At 37.3% G+C, this 12,721-nt stretch carries 10 protein-coding genes; all 10 read right to left on the bottom strand.

Annotated elements, in window-relative coordinates; genetic code table 11:
• Positions 1-1,490: 1,490 nt before the first annotated feature.
• The 10 genes from topA to rplS all read right to left on the bottom strand — a co-directional run bounded on the left by topA (position 1,491) and on the right by rplS (position 12,617).
• Positions 1,491-3,569 (bottom strand): type I DNA topoisomerase, encoded by a 2,079-nt coding sequence (gene topA, locus BN1066_RS15785; protein ID WP_077320403.1) that lies wholly within the window; start codon positions 3,567-3,569, stop codon positions 1,491-1,493.
• Positions 3,570-3,847: 278 nt separating this feature from the next.
• Positions 3,848-4,717, bottom strand: a complete 870-nt coding sequence (dprA, locus tag BN1066_RS15780; RefSeq protein ID WP_245799810.1) for a DNA-processing protein DprA — start codon at positions 4,715-4,717, stop codon at positions 3,848-3,850.
• 477 nt (positions 4,718-5,194) lie between these two features.
• The gene (gene sucD, locus BN1066_RS15775; protein WP_077320402.1) at positions 5,195-6,097 is read right to left on the bottom strand and encodes a succinate--CoA ligase subunit alpha; all 903 of its coding nucleotides are present in this window, start codon (positions 6,095-6,097) and stop codon (positions 5,195-5,197) included.
• A 51-nt stretch (positions 6,098-6,148) separates the two neighbouring features.
• Positions 6,149-7,309: an ADP-forming succinate--CoA ligase subunit beta gene (gene sucC, locus BN1066_RS15770; protein WP_077320401.1), complete on the bottom strand. Its 1,161-nt coding sequence runs from the start codon at positions 7,307-7,309 to the stop codon at positions 6,149-6,151.
• 214 nt (positions 7,310-7,523) lie between these two features.
• Entirely contained in the window at positions 7,524-7,790 is a 267-nt protein-coding gene (locus tag BN1066_RS15765; RefSeq protein WP_077320400.1) for an EscU/YscU/HrcU family type III secretion system export apparatus switch protein, read from the bottom strand.
• Positions 7,787-9,418, bottom strand: a complete 1,632-nt coding sequence (locus BN1066_RS15760) for a hypothetical protein (protein WP_077320399.1) — start codon at positions 9,416-9,418, stop codon at positions 7,787-7,789. Before BN1066_RS15760 ends, BN1066_RS15765 begins: the two co-directional genes overlap by 4 nt.
• Before the next feature lie 13 nt (positions 9,419-9,431).
• The gene (locus tag BN1066_RS15755; protein ID WP_077320398.1) at positions 9,432-10,202 is read right to left on the bottom strand and encodes a ribonuclease HII; all 771 of its coding nucleotides are present in this window, start codon (positions 10,200-10,202) and stop codon (positions 9,432-9,434) included.
• Between the two features lie 309 nt (positions 10,203-10,511).
• The gene (gene ylqF, locus BN1066_RS15750) at positions 10,512-11,393 is read right to left on the bottom strand and encodes a ribosome biogenesis GTPase YlqF (protein ID WP_077320397.1); all 882 of its coding nucleotides are present in this window, start codon (positions 11,391-11,393) and stop codon (positions 10,512-10,514) included.
• 10 nt (positions 11,394-11,403) lie between these two features.
• On the bottom strand, positions 11,404-11,964 hold the full coding sequence (lepB, locus tag BN1066_RS15745) for a signal peptidase I (protein ID WP_077320396.1): 561 nt from the start codon (positions 11,962-11,964) through the stop codon (positions 11,404-11,406).
• 308 nt (positions 11,965-12,272) lie between these two features.
• A complete protein-coding gene (gene rplS / locus BN1066_RS15740) occupies positions 12,273-12,617 on the bottom strand; it encodes a 50S ribosomal protein L19 (protein ID WP_077320395.1) in 345 nt (114 codons plus the stop codon).
• Positions 12,618-12,721 lie beyond the last annotated feature (104 nt).

Here is a 12,721-nt window from a genome sequence, read left to right as displayed (position 1 = left end):
GCTTCACTTTCTATGTTTTTTGCTTGCTTTCTTCTATCTGCTTATGCTTGTGAAAAATCAAACGTATAGACGCAGAGGTTCATTGATTATCGCTCCTGGAAGTCAAGTTATAAAAACTAAAAGCACTCTATGCTATTTTTAACTAAGTAAGTTCACTGTACAAGACATAACAAGTGTCAAGTAAATACCCTTACCAATGCGTAATTATATATGTTTCTAACTAATTAGTCAACAAATTGTATTTAATAATTGAAAACTAATTGAATTGTTGCTTAATATAGCTTTTTATCTATATAAATACTTTCGTTAAAACAAAAACTTTTTGTACTTTATTCTTTTTTCACGTAGATATAATGTAAAAGGTATATTCTACAATTATCTAAAATAGTTCCATTATCCATTGTTAGAAATTCGCATTTTTAAGCATAAATTTAAATCAAAAAGCAAAACACTTTTAGGTCTGTTACTATGAACATAGAATTGTTTTTTGAATGTAGCATGATAATTACGTATACCCATTTTTAAAGTTTTCAAACTTTCTGTGTGTTTCGATCAGGTCGAAGTTGCTTCGCTTCCTCCATAAATATAAAGGAATACTTCATTCAATAACCTCTCTGCCCTGAATTAAAGTGGAATAAAAGCTAAAAAACACAAGCTTCCTTAAAAAAACGGCGGTGTGCCGCTGATAAAGTTTTTCCTTCTTGAAAAATCGTAAGGCTTATTCAAGAAGCTTTCCTTGTCCTTGAAAAATCGCGAAGTATTGCTGTCGTAGCAACTCTGTCCTTGAAAAAGAAGAACGCTTTTTCTGCGTGCGATGCGTCACTGTCGTAGCTTTCCTTGTCCTGCCGCACCAAATAATCGGGAATGAAGAAGCTGTTTCTCTCACCCGTACACAAAATCATAAGCACATTTTTTAAACGAATCGTACATTCGGGATAAAGAAAACAGGGGCATGTCGATGCCTGAGCGGCAAGCCCGCTTTTCCGGCCTTCCTTTAGACTCGAGCCGATAAGAAGTTCAAAGTTTGCTTGAACTTGAGTGTTTAAGCTAGACGACGATGCTGTTTTTTAGAAAAAACTTGGCTTATCGTCAAGTCTTTATGGCGAAAGCTAGTTTTTCTTATACGATAAAGTGAAACTTCATTCAGTAGGAGTTTGCTTCCCTCTCCTACTGAATGTTTAGTACCACAAGGGTATGACCTAAAGGCCCTTGAACCAATCGGGCATTTAGGTGCCGTTTTCTCCTACTTTGACCCTTTGTATCAACTAAAGGCTCTTGAAGCAGGAGTCTTACAACACTTTACATGCGGGATAAAGCCTAAAGCCTTATACTTACCTATAGTACAGAAAAATCTATCCACCACGGGGAAACAGATATAATTTCCTATACAATCATGATCACCCCTCCAACGGGTGTGCACAACGGCTATAAGCCTAAATTACTGGTCAGCGTCTAAAGTCATAATAAAAACTGCTCGATGGAACGAGCAGTTATGTTTGTGGTTGTTCTTTATACTCACAATTTGTACATTGGATTTGTGATCCTTTTTTTGCTTTTTTCTCTACTAATAAGGAGTTACACTTTGGACACGAACGGGCTATAGGTTTATCCCAAGATAGAAAATCACAATCCGGGAATTGGTCACATCCATAAAAGATTCGTCGCTTCTTCGATTTTCGTTCAACGACTTCTCCCTTTTTACATTTTGGACAAGTTACACCTATTGTCTTCAATATCGGTTTCGTATTTCTACATTCAGGAAAGTTGGAACATGCAAGAAACTTACCATATCTGCCCATTTTATATACCATTTCATGTCCGCATTTCTCACATTCAATTCCTGCTGGTTCATCTTTAATTTCTACTTTTTCCATTTCTTGCTCAGCTTTTTTCAAGCGTTTTTCAAATTCTTGATAGAATTGATCAATGATTTTCACCCATTCTGTTCTTCCATCTTCAATGGCATCTAAATCATTTTCCATTTGGGCCGTAAAATCAACATCAATAATTTTTGGAAAAAACTCCTCGACTAACTCGATAACAATCGTTCCTAATTCGGTTGGAATGAACCGTTTATTATCTATGCTCACATAGCCCCGACGCTGAATCGTATCCAATGTAGGAGCATATGTTGAAGGTCTTCCAATTCCCAGCTCTTCCATCGTCTTTACTAATCTCGCCTCGGTATATCTTGGTGGTGGCTGAGTGAAATGCTGATTTGGTTTAATGTCGTTTGCCTTTACTTTCATTCCTTCTGTCAAAGTAGGCAAATATTTATCTTCTTCTTTTTTATTATCATCTGTTCCTTCAACATAGACTTTCATAAATCCTTTAAACTTAATCTTGGAGCCAGTAGCTCTAAACTCTACATCATTGTTTAATAGATGTACGGTCATTGTATCCATAATGGCAGCGGCCATCTGGCTAGCTAAAAATCGCTCCCAAATTAATTTGTATAATCGAAATTGATCCCTTGACAACACCGATTTTAGTGTTTTGGGTTCTCTTACGACAGATGTTGGACGAATTGCTTCATGCGCATCTTGCGCCGTTTCTTTTTGTTTTTGCTTTCGATTCACCCCAACATATTCTTTTCCATACTGCTTTGTAATATAATCTTTAGCCTCATTTTTAGCTGTTTCTGAAATTCTTGTGGAATCAGTTCGCATATAGGTGATTAAACCTGTAATTCCACCGGCTTTTTTCCCAAGGTCAATTCCTTCATATAATTGTTGAGCTACCATCATCGTCTTTTTAGCTTTAAAATTTAACTTCCTAGCAGCTTCCTGTTGGAGGGAAGAAGTAGTGAACGATTGAGCGGGATTTCGTCTGCGTTCTTTTTCAGTCACTTTATCAACAATGAAATGATCACCGTCGAGTTTTTGCAGCACTTCCTTTACATCCGCCTCTGTTTTTAAGGCTGTCTTTTTACCATTTAATCCGTAAAAAGAACCTTGAAACGAGTCTTTATCCTTTTGAAATTGCCCTTCTATTGTCCAATATTCTTCCGGCTTAAAATTTTCTATTTCTTTTTCACGATCAATAATTAATTTAACAGCAACCGACTGCACTCGTCCTGCACTTAATCCCTTTTTTACTTTTTTCCATAATAATGGACTAATATTATAACCTACAAGACGATCTAAAATTCTTCTAGCTTGCTGTGCATCGACTAGGTTCATATCAATACTTCTTGGATGCTTGAATGACTCTTTAATTGCATCCTTTGTTATTTCATTAAATACGACCCGACAGTCGGATTCATTATCAATATTTAATATATGGGCTAAATGCCAGGCGATTGCCTCTCCCTCACGATCGGGGTCAGCTGCAAGATAGATTTTTTTAGCTTTTTTAGCTGCTGCTTTTAGCTCTTTTACTACATCGCCTTTACCACGAATTGTAATATACTTTGGGTTATATCCGTTTTCTGTATCAACCCCCATTTGACTTTTTGGCAAATCCCGTACGTGACCCATGGAAGCTTTTACTTTATATTTTTTGCCTAAGTAACGTTCAATCGTCTTTGCTTTCGCAGGTGATTCGACGATTACTAGATAATCTGACATATCATTTCCTCCCAAAAATGAGGTTATCCTTAGAAAACCTTACTACATAATCATCAAACACTGTCATACTAATGATTTTCACATCCATTTTATTTCTCTATCTCATTTTCACTCTGCTCCATCTAATCATCCTATGAACCTCTTATAATAATTTGCAAATCTTCACTAATAGTAAATATATCCGGTGCATTTGTCAAACATGTAATGAATAATTTCTTTATAAATCGAGCGTTTTAGTTATCATTTTTAGTGCTTTTATTACGCTTTGCAATTACAAATCAAACTTTTTCACTATTTTTTTTGCTTATAAAATTTCCTGGTTTTCCTTTTACGAAAGCCGTATGGTTGTTTAAGCTATTCCACTCATCTAATATATCATTAGCGCTCATCACTAATTTAGCTCCATCCTGAATCAGAAGGTGACACCCTTTTGTCTGTTCGCTAAACAGAGAACCAGGAACAGCAAACACTTCCCTTCCCTGGTCTAATGCATGATCTACTGTGATCATTGTTCCGCTTTTTTGGGTTGCTTCGATTACTAACGTTCCAAAACTTAAGCCGCTTATAATTCGATTTCTTTCGGGAAAATGGTACCGGGTCGGTTGGATAGATGGTGAGTATTCAGACAAAACAAGCCCTTGCTCTATTATTTTTTGGAAAAGCTTTATGTTCTCTCGTGGATAAATATGATAAAATCCGCTGCCTAACACTGCTATCGTTTTTCCTTGATAATCCAATGTTGTTTCATGTGCGATTCGATCAACTCCCTTAGCCATTCCGCTTACAATTAACCAGTTTTGACAAACTAAAGGTTTAATCATTCGTGCTACCTTACGCATAGCTTCCCGTGATGGATTTCTTGTACCAATTACACTTAAAGTCGGAAATTGCTTTAGTAAGTTTATATCCCCTAATGCATATAAAACAAGGGGAGGGTCCTGAATAGCTTTTAACATAGGGGAAAAACATTTGTCAAGGATTGTAACTACATGAAAATCATTGAATTCTAATTCTAACTGACGCAATAATGCATCATCATGAAGATCTTGATAAAGGATAGTTGCATTCTTTAGAGGGAGTTGGTAATAGTGGTTAATTTCTTGTGGAGTCATTTGATACAACTGTTGAAGGGAACTGTCTTTTTGCAATACCTTTCTAATCCAATGTCTCGTTATTCCTCTACAACGGCTTACATGTATAAGACTAAAACGTGAATCGGTCAATATTTCACTTCCTTTTTTATACTATAGGAAAGTATAAAATTTTTATGGTTTATCGTATAAGAAAAACTACAGCTTTCGCCATAAAGACTTGACGATAAGCCAAGTTTTTCTAATGAATAGTGAGTACCGTGTTCAAACAAGGGGGAAATAGGTCTAAGGTCGTCTAAGATCGCAATGTCCTTTAAAGACTGTGATGTATTAACTGCCGATTTTTTTATTGTCTCGTTATAGCACCGACACTAGCACATCCTGTGCGTTGAAGTTGAAAAAGAAGCCTATCGAGTAGTGGGGAGAATGTATATAACCCCAAAATCGATGTGTCGTTTTTACTGGACTTTTTGAACATCTACTTATAGAGAAAAGGGCCTAAAAAAGTATTTTAGGCCCTCTTGAAAACAATGTTTAATGTGTTTTACATTTTTCTTTCAAGCCATTTTCCTCGAGTACTTTAATCATTGTTTCGCCCATTACCGCTGGAGTTTCTGCTACTTTAATACCACACTCGTTCATAACACGAATTTTTTCTTCCGCAGTACCTTTTCCACCGGAAATGATGGCTCCTGCATGACCCATTCGTTTTCCTGGAGGTGCAGTTGCACCGCCAATGAATCCTACTACAGGTTTTTTCATATTTGCTTTTACCCACTCAGCTGCTTCTTCTTCCGCAGTTCCACCGATTTCTCCAATCATCATGACGGCATACGTTTCTGGGTCATTATTAAAAGCTTCTAATACATCAATAAAATTAGTTCCATTTACAGGATCTCCACCGATACCAACCGCTGTCGTTTGACCATAACCGGCCTCCGATAATTGATGTACAGCTTCGTAGGTAAGAGTACCAGAACGAGATACAACACCAATATGACCTTTTTTATGAATATAACCAGGCATAATACCAATTTTACTTTCGTCTGCTGTAATAACTCCAGGGCAATTCGGTCCAATTAAACGTGTCTTCTTTCCTTCCATATAGCGCTTTACTTTTACCATATCCAAAACAGGAATATGCTCCGTAATACAAATTACTAAATCCAACTCCGCGTCCACTGCTTCCATAATCGCATCTGCAGCAAATGGTGCTGGGACATAAATAACAGAGGCCGTTGCATCGGTTGCTTCAACCGCTTCCTGTACCGTATTAAACACAGGAACCCCTTCAACTTTTGTACCACCTTTTTTAGGTGTTACACCACCAACAATTTTCGTACCGTATTCAATCATTTGTTTTGTATGGAATCTTGCTGTTCCACCAGTAATACCTTGGACAATTACTTTTGTATCTTTATTTACATATACGCCCATTTTCGTCCGTCCTTTCCACAAGATCTGAACATATTTAACATTTTTTGCGACTTATTCAACCATTGAGACAATCTTTTTAGCGCCATCAGCCATAGAACTTGCTGACATAATATTTAGTCCGGAGGAGTTTAAAATCTCTTTTCCTTTAACAACGTTCGTTCCCTCAAGACGAACTACTAACGGAATCTCTAATCCTACCTGTTTCGTAGCTTCGACAACACCTTCTGCAATAACATCACATTTCATAATTCCACCGAAGATATTGACAAAGATCCCTCTTACATTACTATCAGACAAGATTATTTTAAAAGCTTCTGTTACCTTTTCAGCTGTGGCACCGCCTCCAACATCAAGGAAGTTTGCAGGTTCTCCGCCATAATGTTTAATAATGTCCATCGTTGACATAGCAAGACCGGCTCCATTAACCATACAACCAATATTACCATCTAAAGAAATATAGCTTAGATCATACTTAGAAGCCTCAATTTCTTTTTCGTCTTCTTCGTCTAGGTCTCGTAAATCCATAATATCGGATTGACGAAATAAAGCGTTGTCATCAAAATTTAATTTTGCATCGAGCGCCAACACTTCGCCATCTCCTGTAGTTACTAATGGGTTGATTTCAGCAATGGAACAATCTTTTTCTACAAAAGCTGTATAAAGCCCCATCATAAATTTAACCGCTTTCCCTAACAACTCATGTGGAATATTAATATTAAAAGCAAGTCTCCGTGCTTGGTAAGGAGCTAAGCCGATAACTGGGTCGATTACTTCTTTAAAGATTTTTTCTGGTGTAGCAGCTGCTACTTCTTCAATTTCTGTGCCACCTTCTTCAGATGCCATCATAACTACACGCGATGTTGCTCGATCAAGTACAACACCAATATAATATTCTTTTTTAATATCGCAGCCTTCTTCGATTAATAATCGCTTAACTACTTGCCCTTTTGGTCCTGTTTGATGTGTTACTAATGTTTTTCCTAGAATTTCATCTGCGTATGTACGCACTTCTTCTACATTTTTTGCAACTTTAACGCCACCAGCTTTGCCGCGACCGCCAGCATGGATTTGCGCTTTTACTACTGTGACATCGCTTCCTAATTTCTTTGCAGCTTCCACAGCTTCATCGACTGTATATGCAACGTATCCATTAGGAACGTTAACGCCGTATTGTCGCAAAATTTCTTTCCCTTGATGCTCATGAATGTTCATTCTACATCCTCCCATCTTAATTCACTGCATATCCATTGTATAAAAAAACAGTTCAATTAACAAGAATAGTATATCAGAAATTGTCGAATCGATAAGCTAATGAATCAACTCGTTAAGCCGTTGAAATACGGTATGAAAAATAGTTTATCTATTATAAATGACCAGGACTTGAGTATGTAGACTTATGCTTATTCAGAGAGACCTAAGAACTAGGTTACTTTAATTGCTGATCAGCACGATACACAAAAGCAAAAACTTCGGCAACTGCTTCATAAAGTTCTTCTGGAATCGTCTCATTAATATTTAACTGTGCTAATAATTCAACTAATGAAGCATCTTCAAGAATCGGAATATCGTTCTCCTTTGCTCTTTCAACGATATCTTCTGCTAACCATCCTTTACCTATCGCAGTAACGACGGGAACCGCATGACGCGTTTCATCATACCGTAACGCTGCTGCTTTACGTCTATTTTGTTTCATACCCGATAGTCAACTCCTTGGTATCCAAATGGATTTGCATCATGCAATTGTTTTCGCTCTTCATTGAGGGGCTTAAAAGTAACGGTTGATAAATAATAATTCATTTCCTCCAAGCCTTTTTTTAATAAAGGCTGTAACTTCGAAGATAATGATCGCAATTTCGGATGGTCATTAAACACAGTAATTGTAACATTACGATTTTGCACATGCATATCGACGATCGTTTGTTTCATATTTGTAAGTTCCAAACAGAATAATATTCGGCAATGGTCGGGGTCCAATTTTCCTGATTCGGTTTTTTTTCCTTCAAATTTTAATTCGATGTCATTAGCTAACCCTAGTTTACTTGCAGGCAGTTGTAGATATGCTGCTAAGAAACCATTATTCAATTCTTGAACAGAAAACAATTGCATTCCGTTAAAATTATGTAGTACACGTTGAATTTGCTCTTGTAATACTCCCTCTGTCTGTTGGAGGGCTAGAATAAGTTGACCCTTTATTGTTGTGTTTTGTAACTTTTCATTCATTATTTGATGCTCATAAGAAATACCAGAATATTGCAAATGTTGTTTTACTAGAGCTAACCATTGCTGTTTTGGATTTACGAGTAAATGACTCTTTGATACGTTTATCAGCTGCTTTAGATGCTGATACGTATGCGGTTTTTGTAATAAACGCAGACTCTTTAATAATTGACCGTAATTATTGCTTAATGGCAAATCCTCGGTGAACAAACTAGGAAAAGTCTGAGAGATTTCTCGCTTTAATTGAGCAAGTTCTGCATCATTGAATAAATACTGATTTGCTGCTGCTAATAACAGCTTACTTTCCCATTTTCTTAAAGTAAGATCAGCTCGTTTACTATATTCCTGTTGGTTATATATTAGTTCGTTCCATCGTTTTAATGTTTGTGGAGAAGTCATATCCTCTCCCCCTAATGCTTGGAGAAGTGGAAATAAGTTTTTGCTGGCTCTGGCAAGCTGCTTATATGCCAATTGCTGGCTATTAGCTTGCTCTTCTGTTGACGGCTGTAGCAATTGTCTTAGTTGTACGTTTAATTCCGAATGAATGGAACGCTGCTGAAGAGAATTCAGCAGTTGCTCTAACTGTGGTGCTAATGGCACCGTTCCTTTTATATATAATGCCTGAAAGACTGCTTCAGTTATTGGAAACTGCTGTCGAATCATTTCTTTTACTATTGGTAACGCCTGTTGCTTGTTTTTATACTGGGATAATAACTGAAAGGCATTTTGCAACTGCTTCCTATCAAATGGTATGTCTTCTTTGATTAACTGTTTTGTCAAATCTACATGGTTCGTGTTTACTCTTAAACCAAGTTGCTGCAACAACTGACTTACCATGATATCCGGTTTCTGATTGGTTTGTCCGCCAATCACCTTTAACTCTATAATTTCACCTAGTTGTTGAATTTGAAAGTGATAATGATTACCAACGGTTAATGGAGCCTGTAGTTGAGCAACTAGCCGTTCTCCCCCTAATTGTATTTCTGCTTTGTGTTGCGGAAAAATTTTAAGCACCTTACCTTGAATAATTTGTCCTATCTTTAATTGACTCAGTGAGGCGCTTTTATTTAGTTGCAGAATTTCTTTTAAATTATGGATACGCAAAAAATCTCCCCCTTTAGATGGATATTTGTTTAATCGGTGCAAAAGAGCGCCGATGATGGGGACAAACACCATGTTGCTTCAGCTTTTGTAAGTGCTGCTTCGTTCCATAACCCATATTTGAAGCAAATTCATACATTGGGTACTGCTTATGTAATTGTTTCATATATTGATCTCTAGTGACTTTTGCTAAAACACTTGCTGCAGCGATAGAAATACTGCTTGCATCTCCTTTCGTTATCGCTTCTGATGAACAGGTAAGTTGATCTAGGCGAACTGCATCAATGAGAACATGATCTGGCTCTGGATCTAACTGATTGATCGCATGATACATTGCTGACTTTGTGGCTTCGTAAATATTGATCTGGTCAATAATTTTACTGCTAATGATAGAAATTCCATAACTTATCGCCTGGTCTTTAATATAATGATAATACTGGTTACGCTTTGCTTCTGTTAGCTGCTTGGAATCATCCAAGCCTAATAATACAAAATCAATAGGAAGGATAACTGCTGCCGCAACGACTGGTCCAGCTAGTGGACCTCTGCCGGCTTCATCCACACCAGCAATATATTTGAATCCCTTATTATAATAGGACTTTTCAAACACTGACATTTCCAGATGCCTTTTCTTCAATGCTTGTATTTTTAGTTGTTGTTTTTCATAGCTTGTTATTAATTGTTGTACCCCTTTTCGTTCATCTACACGTAATTTTTCGATCACTTCGTCTGTTACTTTCCCTAATTCAAATAATTGTTTTAGTTGAGCAATGGATTGTTTTTTCATGAATAACCCTACCTTTTTTTCTATTATCGACCACTTTTTAAAAATCATTAGAACAAAACCGGTAAGAGACAAAGAACCGAATAAAGTGTAGGAGTTTTCTTCCATCTCCTACTGAATGTTAGTACCTTAATGGTATGACCTAAAGGCCCTTAAACGAACCGGGCATTTAGGTGCCGTTTTCTCTCACTTAGACCCTTTTGTATCAACTCAAGATTTTGCAGCGGGAGTCTTACGGCACCTTACATGCGGGATAAATAAAACAAGACACTCATCCGATAGATGCATGTCTTCATATAAGTTATTATTTATTCAAATCCTATATCTTTTTTTCTTATCAAGCAACTTTTCTCCCGGCGCTTCTAAGGAAATATTACCTAGTCTACCTGAACGCAAATCTTGAATCACAATTTCTGAAACTTTAGATAAATTCACCTTTCCACCACTTTCCAATGCCCCACGTTGTTTACCGATGGTTACAAAAATATCCCACATATCCTCCATATCTTGACTTAAGTTATATCGTTTTTCAAGGTTGTTAGGATAATGAACTTTCATATAGTTAATGACAAAAGCCGCGATATCCTGCATTGGTAACAGCTGATCTTTAATCGTACCAATGGCGGCTAGACGATATCCAACTGCTTCCTCCTCGAATTTTGGCCATAGTATGCCTGGTGTATCTAGCAGTTCAAAATCCTTTTTAACTTTAATCCACAACTGCTGTTTCGTAACACCCGGCTTATCACCAGTTTTTGCAATCTTTTTATTAGCTAATCGATTGATGAGGGTTGATTTGCCAACATTTGGTATTCCGATAATCATCGCTCGAGCAGCACGTGACTGAATTCCTTTTGCCTTAAGCTTATCCAATTTTATTTGGGCTTGTTCTTTTGCTAATTGAATGACCCGCTTCATATCCTGTTTATTATTTACATTAACTGCAATCGCTGGAACTTCTCGTTCCTTAAAATAGAAAAGCCATTGATCTGTAACTCGTGGATCAGCTAGATCGCTTTTCATCATCAACGTAATTTTGGATTTATGTTGCAAGATATCTTGTAGCATTGGATTTTGTGAGGACAGAGGCGCTCTTGCATCGACTAATTCTATTACAAAATCGACTAACTTTAGTTTTTCCACTACTTCTCGCTTCGCCTTTGCCATATGTCCAGGAAACCATTGAATTGTCATCGTATAGTACCTACTTTCCAATAATTTGTATCCGATCAATGGGCCAATAAATCAAGCCTGTTTTCCCGACAATTTGATCCAGAGAAACTAGTCCGATTACCCGGCTATCTGTTGAATTTTCTCTATTATCTCCTAAGACGAGCACATAATTTTCCGGGATCTTATGGTGCTTACCAGGAAGATCTTCCAATGTAAAGTCATTGGTTTGTATTTGGTATGCTTGTTGATCGGTTAAAAAGGGCTGACTCATTTCTTTACCATTAATGTATAATACATTATCCTTTACTTCAACATGTTCACCTGGCAGACCGATTACACGTTTTATAAAATCTTTTTCTGATGAAGCATGGAAAACGACAATATCATATCGTTCAGGCTCTTGAAAATGGTACGTGAATTTATTTACGATCATTTGATCCCCGTTTTGTAATGTAGGCAACATAGACGGTCCATCAACTACAATTGCGGCAAAAAAGAATGTTCTTATAATAAAGGCCACACCAAGAGCGATTAAAAGTGCTTTTAACCAGTCCCACCATTCATTTTTTCTTTCTTTCGGTTTGTCTGCCACTAGCTCCAACCTCCTGTTTTATAACCTCATTCCTATGTATTAGCTTTTTATAAAGTGAAACTTCATTCAAGGAGTGCTTTTCTCCTTGAATGTTAGTACCGCAAGGGTATGACCTAAAGGCCCTTGAACGAATCCGGCATTTAGGTCCCGTTTTCTACCACTAGACCTTTTTGTACCAACTCAGGCTCTTTGAAGTGGGAGACTTACGGAACCTTACATGCGGGATAAACTTGGCTTACTAGAGCAAAAAGGAGCTTGCGCACTTTTGCCAAGCTCCTTTCCAAAACATGTTTTCATCATGTATTCGATTAGCGACGTTCTTTTATACGAGCCGCTTTTCCGCGAAGATTACGTAGATAGTATAGTTTCGCGCGACGTACGCTACCACGGCGGGTTACTTCAATTTTATCGATACGAGGTGAATGTACAGGGAATGTACGCTCAACACCTACACCGTAAGATAATTTTCTCACCGTAAATGTTTCACTAATTCCGCCATTTTGTCGTTTAATTACGACACCTTCAAATACCTGAATACGTTCACGAGAACCTTCCACAACTTTCACGTGGACTTTAACTGTATCCCCTGCACGAAAATCAGGATGATCCGTACGAAGTTGGTCTTTTGTAATTTCTTCAAGCAATTTTTGCAACCTGGTTCACTCCTTCCAACTCAATGCTCATATCTCCTAAGCGACAGCGGAACATCGTTGATCATGCTTAAAGACGAAACTTTAAACACAACATATAATATACC

The organism is Virgibacillus proomii, assembly GCF_900162615.1.
GTDB classification, from domain to species: domain Bacteria; phylum Bacillota; class Bacilli; order Bacillales; family Amphibacillaceae; genus Virgibacillus; species Virgibacillus proomii.
Note: the sequence above shows the minus strand (reverse complement) of the source record. Positions and strands in the feature narration are given on the sequence as shown.

What these genes read in the sequence shown, in the direction of transcription:
- topA (WP_077320403.1), bottom strand. Translation starts at nt 3,569, where the DNA reads ATGTCAGATTATCTAGTAATCGTCGAATCACCTGCGAAAGCAAAGACG.
- sucD (WP_077320402.1), bottom strand. Translation starts at nt 6,097, where the DNA reads ATGGGCGTATATGTAAATAAAGATACAAAAGTAATTGTCCAAGGTATT.
- sucC (WP_077320401.1), bottom strand. Translation starts at nt 7,309, where the DNA reads ATGAACATTCATGAGCATCAAGGGAAAGAAATTTTGCGACAATACGGC.
- BN1066_RS15765 (WP_077320400.1), bottom strand. Translation starts at nt 7,790, where the DNA reads ATGAAACAAAATAGACGTAAAGCAGCAGCGTTACGGTATGATGAAACG.
- BN1066_RS15755 (WP_077320398.1), bottom strand. Translation starts at nt 10,202, where the DNA reads ATGAAAAAACAATCCATTGCTCAACTAAAACAATTATTTGAATTAGGG.
- ylqF (WP_077320397.1), bottom strand. Translation starts at nt 11,393, where the DNA reads ATGACAATTCAATGGTTTCCTGGACATATGGCAAAGGCGAAGCGAGAA.